Genomic DNA, 17,720 nt, shown 5'->3' with positions numbered 1-17,720 from the left:
GCAGCTCTGACATGAAGCATTTGACATCGTGACGACACCACGCGTGAGATATTTCACCCGCCCAAGATGCGGCATTGCCTTGGCGGCACCAGTACTTCTGGCGGGCTGCACCGGGCGTCAGTCCGTTCTTAACCCCGCGGGCACCGACGCCTCTGAACTGCTCTCGCTGTTCTGGGTGATGCTTGTCGGGGCTGTCGTGCTTTGGCTCGCCGTCGCGGCGCTGTTTCTCTATGTGACGCGGTTCAACGTGGGGGCGATGTCGCGCAAATGGGCCGAAGCGGTGATTGTCGGCGGCGGCATCCTGTTTCCGGTGGTGCTGCTTGGCGCGCTGTTGATCTATTCCCTGCCAATGATGACCAACCAGCGTGACCCCGGCGACGGGCTGCAGGTGAAAATCACTGGCGAGCAATGGTGGTGGCGGGTGGAATACTGGCCCGAGGGGGCCGAGGCGCCGATTGTGTCGGCCAATGAGCTGCGGCTGCCAGTGGGCACGCGCACCGGTCTGGTACTGGCGGCGCACAACGTGATCCATTCGTTCTGGGTGCCGGCGCTGGGCGGTAAGACCGATATGATCCCCGGGCGCGAAACCTTTATGTCGTTCGAGCCGACCAATCCCGGCGTCTATCGCGGCCAATGTGCCGAATTCTGCGGGGCGTCACATGCGTTGATGGCGTTTGAGACCGTGGTGATGGAGCCTGAGGCCTTCGACGCTTGGCTAACCCATGAGGCCAGTGATGCCGCTTCGATCACCGCCCCCGACGCCCAGCGCGGTGCGGCTTTGTTTGCCCGCGAAGGCTGTGCCGCGTGCCATGCCATTCGCGGCACCGAAGCGCGCGGACTGGTTGGCCCTGACCTTACTCATGTCGGTAGCCGCGTGTCGCTGGGGGCCGGGATCCTGGGCACCGAGGCGGCGGATTTCGCCCGCTGGATCGGCCACACAGAGACGCTTAAGCCCGAGGTGAAAATGCCGACCTATGACCACCTGAGCCAGCCCGAGATTGATGACCTTGCCCGCTATCTGGAGGCGCTGAAATGACGGTGAACCGCGCCGCCGATCTGACCCCCGAAGGCCCCTATCCGCCCAGCGCGGAGATGCTGGCCGAGCCAGTTTCGCAGGCCGAGCAAGAGCGTGGCCAGACCGAGTTGCGCCGTGCGTGGAAGACCCCGCAAGGCTGGCGCTATTGGTCGGCGGTCAACAACTCCGAGGTCGGTGTCTGGTACACCATGACCGCGTTCTTCTTTATGCTGGTGGCGGGCCTCTTGGCGCTGGCGATCCGGGTGCAATTGGCTGTGCCCGAGAACACCTTTCTTGATGCCGACCGGTTCAACCAGTTCTTCACTATGCACGGCTCGGCGATGATGTTCCTGTTCGCGGTGCCGATGTTCGAGGCGATCAGCATCCTGCTCCTCCCCGCCTTCCTTGGCGCGCGCGACATGCCGTTCCCGCGTCTGTCGGCCTACGGCTATTGGTGCTTCCTGATCGGCGGCATTTTCGTGATGGGATCGCTGCTGTTTGACGCCGCGCCCAAGGCTGGCTGGTTCATGTATCCGCCCCTTGCGACACAGGACGAAGGCATCGGGGCCGACATCTGGCTGCTTGGTCTCAGCTTTATCGAGGTTGCCTCAATCGCCGCTGCGGTCGAGCTGATCGTCGGCGCGCTCAAATGCCGCCCACCGGGAATGCGGATCAACCTGATGCCGCTGTATGCGTGGTACGTGCTGGTGGTCGGCGCGATGATCCTGTTTGCCTTCCCGCCGCTGATTGCCGGGGATTTCCTGTTCGAACTCGAGCGGTCCTTCGACTGGCCATTCTTTGACCCGACGCGCGGCGGCGACCCGCTGCTTTGGCAACACCTGTTCTGGATCTTTGGCCACCCCGAGGTTTACATCGTCTTCCTGCCCTCCATCGCCATTGCTGCGATGATTGTGCCCACCGTCGCCCAGCGCCCTATCGTGGGTTATTCGTGGATTGTGCTAAGCGCGGTCGGCACCGGGTTCCTCAGCTTCGGCCTGTGGGTCCACCACATGTTCACCACCGGCTTGCCGTCAATCTCGCTGGGGTTCTTTTCCGCCGCGTCTGAGGCGGTGGTGATCCCTACGGGCGTACAGCTCTTCGCCTTTGTCGCCACCCTCATGGTCGGTCGGGTCAAGATGAGCCTGCCGATGCTGTGGATTGCAGGCGCCTTGGCGATTTTCGTCGCAGGCGGGCTGACCGGGGTGATGCTGGCGATTGTGCCGTTTAACTGGCAGGCGCATGACAGTTACTTCATTGTCGCCCACCTGCATTACACCCTGTTCGGGGGCATGGTCTTTCCGGTGTTCGCGGGGATCTATTACTTCTTCCCATTCTTCCGCAAAAAGCTGTTGTCCGAGAGGTTGGGCCGCTGGGCGTTCTGGCTGATCTTTACCGGGTTCAACGTCACCTTCCTGCCGATGCACCTGACCGGGCTGCAAGGCATGCCCCGGCGCATCTTTACCTATCCCGCCAGTGCGGGCTGGGATTTGCTGAACATGATCTCAACGGTAGGCTCCTTTGTGGTGGCCGCCGGGTTTGCGGTGTTCCTCTATGACCTTTTGCGACCCAAGGGCCATCAGGGCACCATTGCGCGCAACCCGTGGGGCGGGGGCACGCTGGAATGGTCGCATGAGGTGCCAGAGGAAGCTTGGGGCGTGCGCTCGGTGCCGCATATCACCTCGCGTTATCCATTGTGGGATCAGGACAAGCTGGTCGCGCGGATGGACGCCGGTCGCTATTACCTGCCCGATGCACCGGGCGCGGTGCGCGAAACCATGGTGACTTCGGTGATCGACGCGACGCCGGTACTGGTGCAGCGCGTCACCGGCCCGGCGTGGATCACGCTGATGGCGGCGGGCTTTACCGGCGGGGCATTCATCTTTCCCACCTTCCACATCTATACCCCTGCGATCATCTGCGGCGCGTTTGCGATTGTCTGCGTGCTCTACTGGCTGTGGACCGCGACGGCGCAGGTGCCCGCCGGAGACATGCGCGACGCCGGTCTTGGGCTGCGCTTGCCGGTCTATGCCTCGGGGCCAAAGTCCGTCGGCTGGTGGGGGGTGTTCATCACCATGCTTGGCGATGCCACCGCCTTTGCCAGCCTGATCTTTGGCTTCTTCTTTTACTGGACCGCGCGGGCGGATTTCCTGCCCGAGGGCGCGTTGCACGCCAATGGCGCGATGGTCGCGGCGGGCACCTTGCTGCTGGTGCTGTCCTGGGGGGCGACGGTGCTGGCGCGCGAGGTCAACAAACGTGGCCATGTCGGCCTGTGCCGGGTGACATTGGCGGGCGGGCTGGTGGCGACAGTCGCCGGCGCCGCGCTCATGGTGTGGTCGGTGCTGGCGCTGGACCCGACAAGCCACGTCTACCCGGCGATGATGTGGGCCTTTGCGGTTTGGCTGGCGGCGCATAGCATTTTGGCAGTTATCATGCAGGGCTACTGCCTTGCGGGCAGCATCGCAGGCAAGATGACCCCGCGCTATGACGCCGACCTGTGCAATGTCGCGCTGTTTTGGCACTTCATGGGGCTGACGGCGCTGTTCACCGGGTTCATTCTGGGCGTGGCTCCGGGGCTGTTGTCATGAGCAACACCGCACCCCGCCCAGAGACCGAAGAGCTTGAGGAGACCGCTGGCAGCCGGAGGCGGCAAGGGCTGTGTTCGCACTTTGACGCCGACCTATGCCATGTTGCGCGGTTCTGGCACCTCACGGCTCTGGTGCCTGCAAGTGCCTTGGGCGTGGCTCCGGGGGTGTCGCCATGAGCACCGGGCCGCGCCATCCCCAAGCCGAAGAGTTCGCCGAGGCTGCGGGCAGCCTGTGGCGGCTGGTGCTCTGCCCCACAATCTGGGCGCTGCATTTCGCCGCCAGTTACGCCGCAACCGCGCTGTATTGTGGCCGGTTGGCAGAGGGCGGCGACGGTGTCTTGCCGCTGCGCACCGGTGTGATGGCCGCCACGGCGCTGGCGCTGGGCCTGATCCTGTGGCTTGGCTGGCAGGCATGGCGGCAGTGGAACATTGCGGGCCATCACGCGCGCACCACCCCTGAGAGTGGCAACGAGACCCGCCACAGGTTCATGGGCCGCGCCGGTTTTCTGCTGGCGATCATTTCGTTTGTCGGCGTGGTCTATGTGACCCTGCCGGTGCTGTTGATCGGAACCTGCCGATGATCCGTCCCCCGGCATCTATTGTCCCGGCCCATACTGGCCTGGCATTTCTGGGCCTGGCTTTGCTGGCGCTGCTCTGGGTGCCGTGGCAGATGCCGATGTTCCCCCTGCACATGCTGCGCCATATGACGCTGGTCGCGATTGCCGCGCCGCTGCTGGTGCTCGGCTGGCCGGGGTTGGCACGACTGCTGGCGGTGTCACCGCTGCTGGCGACGGTGCTGGAGTTTGCCGTGGTCTGGGGCTGGCACCTGCCAAGGATGTACGGGCTGGCCTGTGGCTCTGGCTTGGTGTTCGCCCTTGAGCAGGCCAGCTTCCTGCTGGTCGGCCTCTTGGTCTGGGCGGGGGCCTTTCGCGCCGGGCAGCGGCTTGCAGGTGCGGGTGCGATGCTGTTGACCTCGATGCACATGACGCTGCTGGGCGCGCTGCTGATCCTTGCGCCGCGTGATCTTTTTGCCGGGGCCTGTGGCATGGCACCGGACCTTGGAGCGCAGCAATTGGGCGGGCTGTTGATGCTCGGGATCGGCACGCCGGCCTATCTGCTGGCCGGAGTCTGGCTGATGAAACGCGGGCTGGCCCAGCCCACGACGGAGGCACCCACATGAGACCTGTCATCCTGACCCTTGCCGCTTTGGCGGTGCTTGGCGCGCTGGGGGCTGCCGCCGTGGTTGGCCTTGGGCTGTATAACGTTTCGGCGCGTGCGGGGCATTGGCCGGGCGTGTCCTGGGTGCTTAACACCACCTTTCGCAATTCGATCCGGCTGCGTGCGCCGGATGCTGAGGAGGTGCCTGACCTCACCGCCCCCGGCCTCGCCGCGCTGGGCCAGGGTCACTATGAGACCGCCTGCGCCTTTTGCCACGCCCGCCCCGGCGAGGCGCGCCCGGCCACCGCACTGTCGATGGAGCCACAACCGCCCGCGATCAAAGCGCTGCCTGGCGATTGGGAGCCGCAGCACCTTTATCTGATTATCCAGGACGGCATCATCATGAGCGGCATGCCGCATTGGCCCGCCACCCGCAAGGATGAGGTCTGGGCCGTGGTGGCCTATCTCGAAACTCTGCGGGATGAGGCTGACACCGGCTATGCCGATACCGGCTATACTGCGCCCGAGGTTAAAAGCGCCGTGGCCTATTGCGTCTCGTGCCACGGGCCGCAGGGGCGCACGCCGGGAGGAAAGGTGCCGCGACTTGATATCCTCAGCCAAGATTACATCGCCGACAGCCTGAGCGCCTACCGCTCGGGTGCGCGCGACAGTGGGTTCATGGCGCAGGCGGTGTCCTTGATCTCAGACGCCGAGCAGGCAGAGACGGCGGCGTATTTCGCCAAACAGCCCGCTTCCGCGACCACCCTCGCCCCGCTGTCCCCCGAAGACGCCAGCCTTTTGGCGCAAGGTGAGGCACTGGCCACGCGCGGCACTGTCAACGTGCCCGCCTGCACCGCCTGCCACGGGCCGGGCCGCAGCGTAAAGCCCGCACAGATGCCCGCGCTCAACGGCCAGTGGCAGCCCTATCTGGAACAACAGCTGCACCTCTGGCGCGATGGCCGCCGCGGCGGCGCGGCGCGGGCAGAACTGATGGAGAAAGCGGCGATGACGCTGACAGATCAGGACATTGCCGCCCTCGCGCTGTATTACTCCCGCTTGCCCGTCGCGGAGGCGACTGAATATGACGGTCGCGGAGGCGACTGAATATGACGGTCGCGGAGGCGACTGAAAAAGACATGCACAGAAGCGGCAATGGGACGCCGGTGGCGGACTTTACTAAACTAAGTCACCCCGTCATGGTGGCGACTTAGTAAGACCTTCGCGGGAGCAGCAAAGGACGGCCCGTCGCGAAGGCGACCAAATAAGACCGGCTGTGCAAGCGACCCCGTCGCCTCAGGCGTCTTTCAACTGATCCATCGCCCAGCCCACGGTGAACCCGTGCAGGATGGTCGAGATCAGGATGACCAAACCCACCAAGGACCAAAGCTGCGCCTCGTTGGCGAACTCCATGTGGCTGCCCGCATAACAGAGGTAGTAAATCGAGCCGATGCCGCGCACGCCGTAGATCGACACCACTGCGCGGTCTCGACGGCGAAGATCGGTCCCGGCCAGGGCCAGCCAGCCGGTGACAGGCCGGATCACCGCGATCAGCGCCAAGGCAATCGCCACATGCGTCCATTGCAGATCGGCAAACAGACTGGGCAACACGATGCCAAGCGCGATGAGCAAAAGCGCGGTCAAGGCATGCTCGATGGCTTCGGAAAAATCGTGCAGACGGCGGTGGAAGTGGTGGTCTTCCTCGACCCGGCGCAGGGTCAGGCCCAGCACGGCGACAGCGATGAAGCCATAACCCTCAACCAGCTCGGTCGAACCGTAACACAGCAACACCCCGGCCAGCGCCACCACGCCAGACCCGGTTTCCGCAAGGATCGATTTGCGCGGCACCGAGAACAGCACAAAGGCCAGCGCCCGGCCCCCGGCCCAGCCCATGCCAACGCCGACAATGATGCGATACAGCACGTCAAGCAGCACCCAATCCCAAAGCCAGACCTCGGGCGACATCCCCTCGGCCGCGACGATCAAGCCAAGGTAAACGAAGGGGAACGCCAGCCCGTCATTTAATCCCGCCTCGGTGGTCAGGGTAAAGCGCACCGGATGTTCGGCGCCTTCCTGCGGCGGTCCGACTTGCACATCCGCCGCCAGCACCGGATCGGTCGGTGCCAGCACCGCGCCAAGCAGCAAGGCACCGGCCACGGTCAACCCGCCAACCATCACCCCAAGCACAGCCACGGCGAAAATCGTCAGCGGCATCGCAATCGCGAGCATGCGAAAGGTCGGGATCCACCGAGACCACGGCCGCAATTTGTCGATCCGCATGCCCGCGCCAAACAGCGCGACAATCACGGTCAACTCGCTGACCAACTCCCACGGCAAAGGGGTTTGGCGCGGGTCTGGAAGCGGCGACACACCCGGCAAGAGCAGCGAAATCCCAGCCCCGAAGACGATCATCAGCGGCGCCGACACCGGCTCTCGCGAGGAAAACAACCGCGGCAACCAGCGCGCCAGAATAACGATCACGCCAACCGCAACCAAGGCCATGTGGTACGGTTGAAACGTGAAAAAAGGCTCTTGTTCCAAGTCCTGCTACTCCAATTTCATTCAAATTCTAACGGTTTTTCAGGGATGAAGCAGAGCTTGGCTCGGGCGTCAGCGGTCTGGGCTACGGTGTAGGCAATCGAGGCCAAGGTGTCTCTGGCCTAGCGCGGCTGAGCCGACGCGCGGGCACGGGAACGCGGACGGTCGGGCGATTGAGTATATCTGCCATGCCATCCCTCTCCGGTCACTACTGCGCACTGCCTTGGGGTTTAACGCATGTCGACGGCGGCAAGTTCCCGGACTGTCACGGATTTGGCCGACAAGACCGTCAGCCATTGCAAACCTACGCACCAAATTCGGCAGAGCGCGGGCCCCTGTGAGACATGCACAATGTTCACCGAAACCCGGTAAAATCCCTGTAAGACACGGCCAAAATCGTTGATTAGCCCCTTGGGTGTCCATATAATTGAACAGAAGTGAAAAGTTTGCCGTGACGCTTTTGTGCGCAAGATGTGGTCAATCACATCCCGCGAAACCGGAAAGTCGCATGTCGCTGCAAACCTGTGGTCGGGTGTTACAAAGTATGTGTTTCTGGTTTCTTGCGAATGGCCTGCGTCCGCGATACCGCTGTAAGGGCAACGGCTTGAAAACTTGGACTTAAGAGTACGCCATGTCTTATATCGACCGTCATAAAACACTTGTCCGCGGCGCTGGTGCACAGACGCTTGTCTTTGTTCACGGGTACGGGTGCGATCAAACCATGTGGTCCGCCGTCGAGCCGGAATTTACGGCGCAGTATCAAACGATTATCTATGATCTGGCCGGGATGGGCACGCAGGCGTGGAAAGATTATGATTTCACCGCCTACCAACGGCTTGAAGCGCACGCCAAAGACCTTGTTGCCATTCTGACCGAACGGGATCTGACCGATTGCGTGCTGGTGGGCCATTCCGTCGGGGCAACAATCGCCTGTCTCGCCGCCCTGATCGCCCCCGAGCGGGTTCGCGCGTTGGCTTTGGTGGCCCCCTCGCCCTGTTTCATCAACGAGGGCGATTATGTCGGCGGCTTTGACCGTGCCGCCATCGACAGCCTGATCGGCATGATGGAGGAGAACTACCTGGGCTGGACCGATCACGTTGCCCCGATCATCGCCGGTCAGCCCGAGGACGGAGCCGCCACCACCCGGCTGAAACAAAGCTTTTGCAGCGCCGAGCCGACAATCGCCCGGCACTTTGCCCGCGTCACCTTTATGGCCGATTACCGCAACGAAATGGCGAAAGTCACCCATCCCGCACTTATCCTGCAATGCTCGGATGATGCGCTGGCCCCGGTGGCCGTCGGCGAGTGGCTTGACGCGAATATGGCGCGAAGCACGCTGCGGGTGATTGATGCCACCGGCCATTGCCCGCATATCACCGACCCCGAAATCACGGTACAGGAGCTAGGGCTTTTCCTTGACCAGCTTGAGTGATCCCGGCCTCTGGCCAAGCGACCGCATTGCCGCACAGGTCGCGCTCGACGCGCCCTGCGGTTTTCTGGTCACCGATTTGCGCGGGCGCGTGCTGTTTGCCAATCCGGCGCTGGCCGGTTGGCTGGGTCAGCGGGCCGAGGATCTGGTGGCCAAGGCGCGGCTGTCCGATATCCTGTCGTCCGAATCGCAGCTGTATTTCGAGACGCAGATCGCGCCGATGGTGCGCCTTGAGGGGGCCGCGCGCGAGATTTCCTGCAAGCTGCGCGCCGAGAGCGACACCACCCCGCAGCGCGTTCTGATGAACGCGACCTTGCGGTCCGCAACAGATGAGTTCCCCGATCGGATCGATTTCGTGTTCTTTGACGCCTCAAGCCGACTGGGGTTTGAGGCCCATCTGCGCGAGGCCCGCAACGAGGCCGAAGAGCTTGCTGCAATTGTCAGAAGCGCTGCGGTTGGCATCATGCGCTGCGATGAACAGGGGTATATCAAGCGCCACAATACCGCCGTGGCCGGCCACTTCGATATTGCAGATGACAGGGTGAAAAGTGCCCCGGTGGATGAACTTCTGCCCCTCGAGGGCGAAGAAAAATGGTTTCTCACCTCGACCAAAGCGATCATGGCCACGGGCGAGACCCGCCGTTTCGAGGCCAAAGCCCGGACCCAATCCAAATACTTCGACATTTCGGTCACTGAAATCTCTAACCCCGAGGCGCCCTACAGCGCGCGGGAATATTCGGTGATTTTGCGGGATGTGACCGAGCAGGTTCTAACGCTGCAACGGCTTGATATGGTGGCTGGCGAGATGCAGCACCGGATCCGCAATGTGTTTACGGTGATCACCGCGTTGGTCAAACAATCGCTGCGCCGTGTGCCGCATGAGCGCGATAAGCTCACGCATCGGCTGACCAACCTGTCGACCTCGCACAATATCCTGACGGCCAATCACTGGCAGTCTGCCGAGATCGGCGCGTTGATTTGCCCGCTTCAGGACCAGATCGGCGACCGTCAGCGTCTGTCTCACAGCGGCCCGGAGGTTCGGCTTGGACCGAGCCAGTTCAAGGCGCTGTCGATGGCGTTTCACGAACTGTTCACCAACGCGCAGAAATACGGTGCCCTGTCGGCCACCGACGGTGTGGTTGAGATTGAATGGTCGCTGTCCGGTGCTGCGCAAGACCACCTTGCCTTGTCATGGCGAGAGTCCGGCGGCCCCGAAATCACAGCCCCCGAGGACAGCGGTTTTGGCAGTATCATGATCGACCGAATGCTGAGCGCCGAGTTCGACGGCACGGTCGAGTGCCGCTATCCCCCATCGGGCCTGGAGTTTCAGTTCGAAGGCACGGTCATGCCCCTCGAAGGGCCCGACGGCTGAGGTTTTCATAGGAAAACCAACGCAGAACCCGCGATAGATCGCACTTTAGAGAAAATGAGAGGAAGTGGCGGACCCAGTAGGATTCGAACCTACGACCTTCGCCTTCGGAGGGCGACACTCTATCCAGCTGAGCTATGGGTCCGCATTGTCTTCGCGGCACCGCCTGCGCCCCACATGCACCGCCCTGGATGGCGACGCACACTGCGAGGACGCAACGAATGCCTGCTCTGCCTCTAACCCGAAACGCCGCCCCCCTGCAACCATCTTCTGCGCGAAAAAGCGCCTGTCCTACGCCTGAGCTCGGTCGTGGTCTTGCCTCACCCTCCGCAAGAACATATCAAGAACACATGACAACGAAAACCATAGAACAAAAGCTGGCGATCCTCGCCGATGCGGCCAAATACGATGCCTCCTGCGCCTCGTCGGGCACAACGCGGCGGGATTCGACCAAGGGCGGCCTCGGCTCGACCGAAGGCTCGGGCATTTGCCACGCCTATGCGCCGGATGGGCGCTGCATCAGCCTGCTCAAAATCCTGCTGACCAATTTTTGCATCTATGACTGCGCCTATTGCGTCAATCGCGTGTCGTCCAACGTTGAACGCGCGCGGTTTTCCGTCGATGAGGTGGTGACGCTGACGCTGGAATTCTATCGCCGCAACTATATCGAGGGGTTGTTTCTGTCGTCGGGAATCATCCGCTCGCCCGACCACACGATGGAGGAAATGGTGCGGATCGCCCGCAAGCTGCGGCATGACCACGGCTTCAAAGGCTACATTCACCTGAAAACCATTCCGGACGCCGCGCCTGAGCTGATGGCCGAAGCGGGGCTGCTGGCCGACCGGGTGTCGATCAACGTCGAATTGCCCACCGATGCCGCCGTCACCCGGCTGGCACCCGAGAAAAAGCCCGATCAGATTCGCCGCGCGATGGCCGATGTGCGGCTGCGCCATGAGGCGGCGAAGGATCGCAGTCACGGCGGCAAACGCCCGGCGCGCTTTGCGCCTGCCGGGCAATCGACGCAGATGATCGTCGGCGCGGATGGCTCGAATGATGCGACGATCCTTGGCAATGCCACTCGGCTCTATTCCGGCTATAAACTCAAGCGGGTGTATTATTCTGCCTTCTCGCCGATCCCCGATGCCACCAAGGCCTTGCCGCTGATCCGCCCGCCGCTGCAACGCGAACACCGGCTGTATCAGGCGGATTGGCTGCTGCGGTTCTATGGATTTGGGCTGGACGAAATCACCGGCGCGGCCGAGGGCGGCAACCTCGATCTTGAGATTGATCCCAAGTTGGCCTGGGCCTTGCAGCACCGGGCGATTTTTCCACTGAATGTGAACACCGCAACCCGCGATTTGCTGCTGCGGGTGCCGGGGTTTGGCGTGCGCACGGTCAATCGCATCCTCGCCGCGCGCCGCAATCGCACGCTGCGCTATGAAGATCTGCTCAAGATCGGCGCGTTGATGAAAAAGGCCCGCGCTTTTGTGACCTGTGGCGGCTGGACGCCGGGTGGTCTTACCGACAGCGTCGATCTGCGCGCGCGCTTTGCGCCGCCGCCGGAGCAGTTGAGCCTGTTCTGATGCAGACCATCGCCCTGCCTGAAATCGGAACCTGGGAGGCTTGGCGCGATGCGGCGCGTGGCCTGATGATGCGCGGTGTGCCGCCCGACGAAGTGCTGTGGCAATGGGGCGAGGACGGGGGCGATCTGTTTGGCGGCGAAAGCGCCCTACCCTCTGCCCGCATTCCGCCCAAGGGCCCGCCGCCGATGGTGCCCAAGGCGTTTGTCTCCACCGCCCGTCTGGCGATCTGGCACCGCGATCCCGAGCGGTTTGCGCGCGCCTATGCGCTGCTGTGGCGGCTGCAACGCGAGAAACATCTGATGTCAGATCGGGCCGATCCGGCGGTGGCGCAGCTTGAGGCGATGGCCAAGAACGTCAGCCGCGATGCCCACAAGATGAAAGCCTTCGTCCGCTTTCGCGAGATCGGCCAGCCCGATGCCGCGCGCCGCAGCTTTGCCGCTTGGTTCGAGCCGACATTCCATGCGCTCGAACCCACCGCGCCGTTCTTCACCCGGCGCTTTGCCGATATGGATTGGCGCATCGTTACCCCCGACAAGACCGCGATCTTCGAGGATGGTGCGCTGCACTTTGGCCCCGGCCAGACCAAGCCCCCCTTGCCCGAGGATGCCGCCGAAGGGCTCTGGACCACCTATTTTCGCAACATCTTCAATCCCGCGCGGGTGAAAATCGGCGCGATGACCTCAGAGATGCCGCGCAAATATTGGAAGAACATGCCCGAAACCCGCGCCATCCCCGCGATGCTGGCCGAAGCGGAATCGCGGGTGCGCAAAATGGCCGAAGCCGCCCCGACCTTGCCCCCCGCCTTTGCCACCCCGGCCGCCCGCCAACAGGCCGCGCATGACAGCGCGTGGCAGATGCCGAAGGAGGGGCTGGAGGCAGCGATCCGCGGCTGCACTCGCTGCCCACTGCACGGCATGGCCACCCAGGCGGTGCCGGGCGAAGGGGCGCTGAACGCACGGCTGATGATCGTGGGCGAACAGCCCGGCGACCGCGAAGATCTCGAAGGGCGCCCCTTTGTTGGCCCGGCGGGACAGGTGCTGGACCACGCGATGGCAAAGGCCGGGCTGACGCGCGACGACGTCTACCTCACCAACGCGGTGAAACATTTCCGCTTTCGCCCAATGGGCAAACGCCGGCTGCATCAATCGCCCGAACGCGATCATATCGAGCATTGCCGCTGGTGGCTGGATCTCGAGGAAACGCGCCATGATCCGCAGTTGATCGTGGCAATGGGCGCAACCGCGCTGCAGGCGCTCACCGGCACGGGCAAAGACCTCATAAAGCGCCGCGGCGGCCTTGAGACAAGCCGTTTGGGCCACCCGGTTCTGGTCACGGTCCATCCGGCGTATCTGTTGCGAATAAAGGACTTGTCCCACAGAGCCGACGCCACCGCGCAGTTTCACGCCGATCTCGCCAAGGCGCAAAACCATGTCGAAACAAAAGTCGCTCGCCAGTCGCCCGAAATCCACCGCACCTAGACGCGCCCTCTACGCCGCAAAGCCTCCAACGCGCATCAGACACCCCCATGCAACGCCGGCAAGCTGAGCCCCGCCAAACGAAACCGCACAAGCCCCCCGGCTTCTTCTGTTCAAAAATACCTCGGGGGTGAGGCCAAAGGCCGAGGGGGCTGGCCCCCTACGTCCCTTCAAACATCCCAAACTTTCCGTGTTCAGGCAAACAAATCATGCGCCAATTCAAGCGCTTCGATCAATGTGTCCACCTCGGCCTCGGTGTTGTACATCCCAAACGAGGCCCGGCAGGTCGCCGTCACCCCAAGATGATCCATCAAAGGCCCGGCGCAGTGATGCCCGGCGCGCACCGCCACCCCCTTTTTGTCGAGGATGGTCGAGATGTCATGCGCATGCGCCGCACCGTCCAGCGTGAACGAAAAGATCGCGCCTTTGCCCGGTGCCTTGCCCTGCACATTCAGCCAGTTCAGGCTGTCCATCCGCGAACGCGCATAGCTGGTCAACGCGGCCTCATGGGCGGCGATGTTCTCCATCCCGACGCCCATCATATACTCCAGCGCCACGCCAAGCCCGATGGTGGCGACAATCCCCGGAGTCCCGGCCTCGAACTTCATCGGCGGGTCGTTATAGATCACCTCGTCGCGGTGGACTTCCTTGATCATATCACCGCCGCCAAGGAAGGGGCGCATCTCGGCCATCCGCTCCTTGCGCATATACATCGCGCCAGAGCCGGAGGGGCCATACAGCTTGTGCCCGGTGATCGCATAGAAATCACAGCCGATGTCTGGCACATCAACTGGGCCATGCACTGCCGCCTGCGAGCCGTCGACAAGCGTCGCAATCCCGCGCGCGCGCGCGGCATGACAGATCGCCTTTACATCCACCCGCGTGCCCAAAACGTTCGACATCTGGGTGACTGCAATCAGCTTGGTCTTCGGCCCCATTGCATCAATCACCGCCTGCGGATCAAGTGATCCATCCGCCTCGACATCAACCCATTTCAGCACCACCCCCTGCCGTTCGCGCAGGAAATGCCAGGGCACGATATTGGCGTGGTGTTCCATCACCGACAACACGATCTCGTCGCCAGCTTCAAGCCGCGGCATCGCCCAGCCATAGGCGACTGTGTTGATGCCCTCGGTGGTGCCGGAGTTCATCACGATCTCATGCTCATCCGCCACGTTCAGGAACCGCGCGATGGTGCCGCGCACGCCCTCGTATTTCTCGGTCGCGAGGTTCGACAGGTAATGCAGGCCGCGGTGGACGTTGGAATATTCCATCGAATAGGCCTGCGTGATCGCATCAATCACCACCTGCGGTTTTTGCGCCGACGCGCCATTGTCGAGGTAAACCAACGGCTTGCCGTTCACTTCGCGCGACAGGATCGGGAAATCGGCCCGGATTGCGTTCACGTCATACATGCGCGGATACTCCAATTGCGGTGGCCCCGATGAGCGATAACATCACGGCCAGGCCCATAGCGATGCCCATCCCGGCCATCAGAATGACGCCGAAAGCTTTGAGTGGCGAATTGAAACGGTGCGCCACATCGATGAAATTTGCAAAGACCCAGAGGCCATAGATATTGATCACCATAACCGCCATCAAGGCCAGCCCCGGCACGATCACCGACAGCACCATGGCCGCAAGCTGCACCAGCAGGCGCAAAAGCTGAAGCCAGGTGATCAACACCAGCACGTCGACAAGCTGCGCGCTGCCGCCCAGCCATTTGCCCACAAAGGTCACGGCAAAAACGGTCACAACCGCGCCGCAGCCGAGCGTGAGAGCAAACATGAACGGTGTGGCCAGCATCGGCGGCAGCGGCTGCCCGGTTGGCGCGGCCGTTGTGCCCAGCCAATAAACAATCGCATTGAGCACGATCATCAGCGTAAGCGCCTGCCACAGCACATGGCGCGACAGGCCAAGCGCGATCAGCCGGTCCGCCGCCTTGCGCGGCGCAATCGCAGTGTCGACGATCATCTCGGTCAGGTCAGAGCGGGTCATGCCTCGGGCCTCTCAGCAGCGATCAAGCCACCCAGCCAGAACCACACGAACAGCGCGAAGGACAGGAACTCCACCGCCTTTGGCCCCGGTCCCGGCCCGACAAACCCGGCCAGCAACCCGTTGAGCAAGAACAGCGGCGACACCGCCAGCAACGCCCAGAACAGTGCCAGACGCGCGCCGAAAAAGCTGCCTTGCCCGCCCATCGTTTTGGCCAGCATATGCGTGCCCGCCGCCAGCGCGTAAAACAGGATCGGCGCGATCATCACCCAAGCCAGCAGCGCACCGCCAAGCAATGGGTTCAGCTCTACGCCCTCGATATGCGCCTGACGCGCCAGCGGGGGCCATTGCGACACGAACACCAACAGGCAGCCGGCCATAAGAATGGCCAGCGCCCGGTCTTCGCGTTGGCCACGCGCCAACAGCCTGCGCACAACAGCGCCCGGCCCCCGATAGGTGGCCACGATGTCCGATGTGATCGCCATCGCCCCGGATCAGTCCCGGTGCCGGATGAGCCAATCCTCGATCCGGGCGGTGATCTCTTCACCAAGCGCCTCGTTCTCGATCTCGGCCACCGCTTCGGCCAGAAAGGCCAGCGTCAGAAGATCAACCGCCTGCGGCTGCGGCACACCGCGCGAACGCAGATAGAACAGCCCTTCTTCGTCAATCGCGCCCGAGGTCGACCCGTGCGAACAAGCGACATCATCGGCATAGATCTCAAGCTCGGGCTTGGCGAGGAACTGGCTGTCTTCGTCAAGCAGAAGCGATTGCGAGATTTGGTAGCCGTCGGTCTTTTGCGCGCCCGCTTTCACCAGGATCTTGCCTTGGAACACGCCGGTCGCGCCGTTGCGCAGCACCTTCTTGAACACCTGACGGCTTTCGCAATTCACCGCGTCATGGGTCACGAACACGGTGTCGTCATGCAGAAAATCGCCATCACCGACACAGGCCCCCGCGACGTGCGCCACCGCATCGTCACCGGTCAGTTCGATGATACACTCGTTGCGCGTCAGCTTGCCATTGGCCGTCAGTGTAAAGCTTTTGAACACCGATTCCGTGCCAAGACGGGCAAAGATATGCGTCGCCGCACGCCGCTCATGATCGCGCCCTTGGGTGCGGATGTGGTGCAGCGTGGCGTTGTCAGCCACATCGATCTCCATCGCGGTGTTCATCCGCGCGGCACCGGGGCCGTTTTCAAGGATCGTGACTTCAGCGCCGCTGTCGACCTTAACAACGTGGTGCAGGATCGCGTCCGAGGTTTCCGAGCGGTGCTCATAGCTGATCGAGATCGGCTTGGACGGCGTGCCGGACACATGGATCAACAGGCCATCACTGGCAAAGGCGGTGTTGAGCGCGGCAAGCGGGCGTTGCACCGGCACCTGACCGTTGGTTTCCAGCGCGCCATAGATCGGCTTGGCCCAATGCAGATCGCTTTTGGCGGCGGCCAAACGTTCGATCACCACGCCTTCGAGCGACAGATCGTCCGAGGCTTCGGCATCAAACACACCGTCAACAAAGACCACGTTCAACCGGTCGACATCGTTAAACACCGGCGTCTCTTCGGGGTTGAACAGCGCGGCGCGCGGGGCGTCGATCTGGGTCAGCGTGTCGGGGCGGGTGTATTTCCAGTACTCATCGCGCCGACCGGGCAGACCCATTTCGCGCAGACGGCCCAACGCCGCCTGACGGGCACTGTCCGACCAGCCGCCTTTGGGCAGGTCGAGCGCGGCAATCCGTGCCTCGGTGACATCCTGTTTGGTTTGCGGCAGCGCCATTATGCCACCTCCTCCAGCAGATGGGCGTAACCCCGTTCTTCAACTTCCAGCGCCAGCTCGGGACCACCGGTTTTGATGATGCGGCCATTGGCCATGATGTGCACCACGTCGGGTTTGATGTGGTCAAGCAGACGCTGATAGTGGGTGATGACAAGAAAGCCACGGCCCTCGGAGCGCAGCGCATTCACGCCATCCGCCACTAGTTTCATCGCATCAACGTCAAGGCCAGAGTCGGTCTCGTCGAGGATGCACATCTTGGGCTCAAGCATCGCCATCTGCAGGATTTCGTTGCGCTTTTTCTCACCACCCGAGAAGCCGACGTTGACCGGACGCTTCAGCATCTCGGCGTCGATCTTCAGATCCTTGGCCTTGGCGCGGATCATCTTGAGGAAATCGGTGGCCGAAAGCTCGTCTTCGCCGCGCGCTTTGCGCTGGGAATTCAGAGCGGTGCGCAGGAAGGTCATGTTGCCAACGCCGGGGATTTCCACCGGGTATTGGAACGCCAGAAACAGGCCCGCCGCGGCGCGCTCTTCGGGCTCCATATCAAGCAGATCATCGCCTTCGAGCGTGGCACTGCCCTCGGTCACTTCATAGCCGTCGCGGCCCGACAGCACATAAGACAGCGTCGATTTGCCCGAGCCGTTGGGGCCCATGATCGCATGGACTTTGCCCGCTTCGACTTTCAGATCGACGCCTTTGAGGATCTGCTTGTCTTCTTCTTCAAGTTTGACGTGCAGGTTCTTGATTTCCAGCATTTTTTACCTCGTATGAACGCATGAAGGCAGCGCGGCCCGCCGGGGCT

The 17,720-nt window shown here is 62.6% G+C and carries 16 protein-coding genes and 1 tRNA gene; 10 read left to right on the top strand and 7 right to left on the bottom strand.

The window, feature by feature from the left end:
• Positions 1-25: 25 nt before the first annotated feature.
• The 6 genes from coxB to ACW9UO_RS01605 are packed head-to-tail and all read left to right on the top strand — an operon-like array spanning position 26 to position 5,861.
• Positions 26-1,036, top strand: coding sequence for a cytochrome c oxidase subunit II (coxB, locus tag ACW9UO_RS01630; RefSeq protein WP_457088583.1), 1,011 nt, complete (start codon positions 26-28; stop codon positions 1,034-1,036).
• Entirely contained in the window at positions 1,033-3,600 is a 2,568-nt protein-coding gene (gene ctaD, locus ACW9UO_RS01625; RefSeq protein WP_457087289.1) for a cytochrome c oxidase subunit I, read from the top strand. The genes coxB and ctaD overlap by 4 nt, the downstream gene beginning before the upstream one ends.
• Complete coding sequence (locus ACW9UO_RS01620) at positions 3,597-3,776, top strand: hypothetical protein (protein WP_457087288.1); 180 nt, start codon at positions 3,597-3,599, stop codon at positions 3,774-3,776. The genes ctaD and ACW9UO_RS01620 overlap by 4 nt, the downstream gene beginning before the upstream one ends.
• Positions 3,773-4,180 (top strand): hypothetical protein, encoded by a 408-nt coding sequence (locus ACW9UO_RS01615; RefSeq protein WP_457087287.1) that lies wholly within the window; start codon positions 3,773-3,775, stop codon positions 4,178-4,180. Before ACW9UO_RS01620 ends, ACW9UO_RS01615 begins: the two co-directional genes overlap by 4 nt.
• A complete protein-coding gene (locus ACW9UO_RS01610) occupies positions 4,177-4,779 on the top strand; it encodes a cytochrome c oxidase assembly protein (RefSeq protein ID WP_457087286.1) in 603 nt (200 codons plus the stop codon). The genes ACW9UO_RS01615 and ACW9UO_RS01610 overlap by 4 nt, the downstream gene beginning before the upstream one ends.
• Positions 4,776-5,861 carry a c-type cytochrome gene (locus ACW9UO_RS01605; RefSeq protein WP_457087285.1) on the top strand — a complete coding sequence of 362 codons (1,086 nt, stop codon included), beginning with the start codon at positions 4,776-4,778 and terminating at the stop codon, positions 5,859-5,861. Before ACW9UO_RS01610 ends, ACW9UO_RS01605 begins: the two co-directional genes overlap by 4 nt.
• A 189-nt stretch (positions 5,862-6,050) precedes the next feature.
• Here ACW9UO_RS01605 and ACW9UO_RS01600 read toward each other — a convergent pair whose 3' ends face one another.
• The gene (locus ACW9UO_RS01600) at positions 6,051-7,295 is read right to left on the bottom strand and encodes a cation:proton antiporter (protein WP_457087284.1); all 1,245 of its coding nucleotides are present in this window, start codon (positions 7,293-7,295) and stop codon (positions 6,051-6,053) included.
• 628 nt (positions 7,296-7,923) lie between these two features.
• Here ACW9UO_RS01600 and ACW9UO_RS01595 point away from each other — a divergent pair.
• Positions 7,924-8,724: an alpha/beta fold hydrolase gene (locus tag ACW9UO_RS01595; RefSeq protein ID WP_457087283.1), complete on the top strand. Its 801-nt coding sequence runs from the start codon at positions 7,924-7,926 to the stop codon at positions 8,722-8,724.
• Positions 8,708-10,093 carry a sensor histidine kinase gene (locus tag ACW9UO_RS01590; protein ID WP_457087282.1) on the top strand — a complete coding sequence of 462 codons (1,386 nt, stop codon included), beginning with the start codon at positions 8,708-8,710 and terminating at the stop codon, positions 10,091-10,093. Before ACW9UO_RS01595 ends, ACW9UO_RS01590 begins: the two co-directional genes overlap by 17 nt.
• A gap of 65 nt (positions 10,094-10,158) precedes the next feature.
• On the opposite strand, the gene ACW9UO_RS01585 is transcribed toward ACW9UO_RS01590, so the two are convergent.
• Positions 10,159-10,235 (bottom strand) — tRNA-Arg (locus ACW9UO_RS01585).
• Between the two features lie 205 nt (positions 10,236-10,440).
• Between ACW9UO_RS01585 and ACW9UO_RS01580 the strand changes: the two genes are divergently transcribed.
• Positions 10,441-11,673 (top strand): putative DNA modification/repair radical SAM protein, encoded by a 1,233-nt coding sequence (locus ACW9UO_RS01580; RefSeq protein WP_457087281.1) that lies wholly within the window; start codon positions 10,441-10,443, stop codon positions 11,671-11,673.
• The gene (locus ACW9UO_RS01575; protein WP_457087280.1) at positions 11,673-13,151 is read left to right on the top strand and encodes a UdgX family uracil-DNA binding protein; all 1,479 of its coding nucleotides are present in this window, start codon (positions 11,673-11,675) and stop codon (positions 13,149-13,151) included. The genes ACW9UO_RS01580 and ACW9UO_RS01575 overlap by 1 nt, the downstream gene beginning before the upstream one ends.
• Positions 13,152-13,342: 191 nt before the next feature.
• On the opposite strand, the gene ACW9UO_RS01570 is transcribed toward ACW9UO_RS01575, so the two are convergent.
• Genes ACW9UO_RS01570 through sufC form a run of 5 tightly spaced genes read right to left on the bottom strand, consistent with a single transcriptional unit; the run spans position 13,343 to position 17,673 of the window.
• On the bottom strand, positions 13,343-14,563 hold the full coding sequence (locus ACW9UO_RS01570; RefSeq protein WP_457087279.1) for a cysteine desulfurase: 1,221 nt from the start codon (positions 14,561-14,563) through the stop codon (positions 13,343-13,345).
• Positions 14,556-15,146 (bottom strand): YIP1 family protein, encoded by a 591-nt coding sequence (locus tag ACW9UO_RS01565; protein ID WP_457087278.1) that lies wholly within the window; start codon positions 15,144-15,146, stop codon positions 14,556-14,558. The genes ACW9UO_RS01570 and ACW9UO_RS01565 overlap by 8 nt, the downstream gene beginning before the upstream one ends.
• Positions 15,143-15,628: a YIP1 family protein gene (locus tag ACW9UO_RS01560; RefSeq protein WP_457087277.1), complete on the bottom strand. Its 486-nt coding sequence runs from the start codon at positions 15,626-15,628 to the stop codon at positions 15,143-15,145. The genes ACW9UO_RS01565 and ACW9UO_RS01560 overlap by 4 nt, the downstream gene beginning before the upstream one ends.
• A 9-nt stretch (positions 15,629-15,637) precedes the next feature.
• On the bottom strand, positions 15,638-16,918 hold the full coding sequence (sufD, locus tag ACW9UO_RS01555) for a Fe-S cluster assembly protein SufD (protein WP_457087276.1): 1,281 nt from the start codon (positions 16,916-16,918) through the stop codon (positions 15,638-15,640).
• The gene (gene sufC / locus ACW9UO_RS01550; RefSeq protein WP_457087275.1) at positions 16,918-17,673 is read right to left on the bottom strand and encodes a Fe-S cluster assembly ATPase SufC; all 756 of its coding nucleotides are present in this window, start codon (positions 17,671-17,673) and stop codon (positions 16,918-16,920) included. The genes sufD and sufC overlap by 1 nt, the downstream gene beginning before the upstream one ends.
• Between the last annotated feature and the right edge of the window lie 47 nt (positions 17,674-17,720).

Source organism: Marinovum sedimenti, from assembly GCF_054052205.1.
This window is presented reverse-complemented; position numbering and strand designations above follow the sequence as displayed.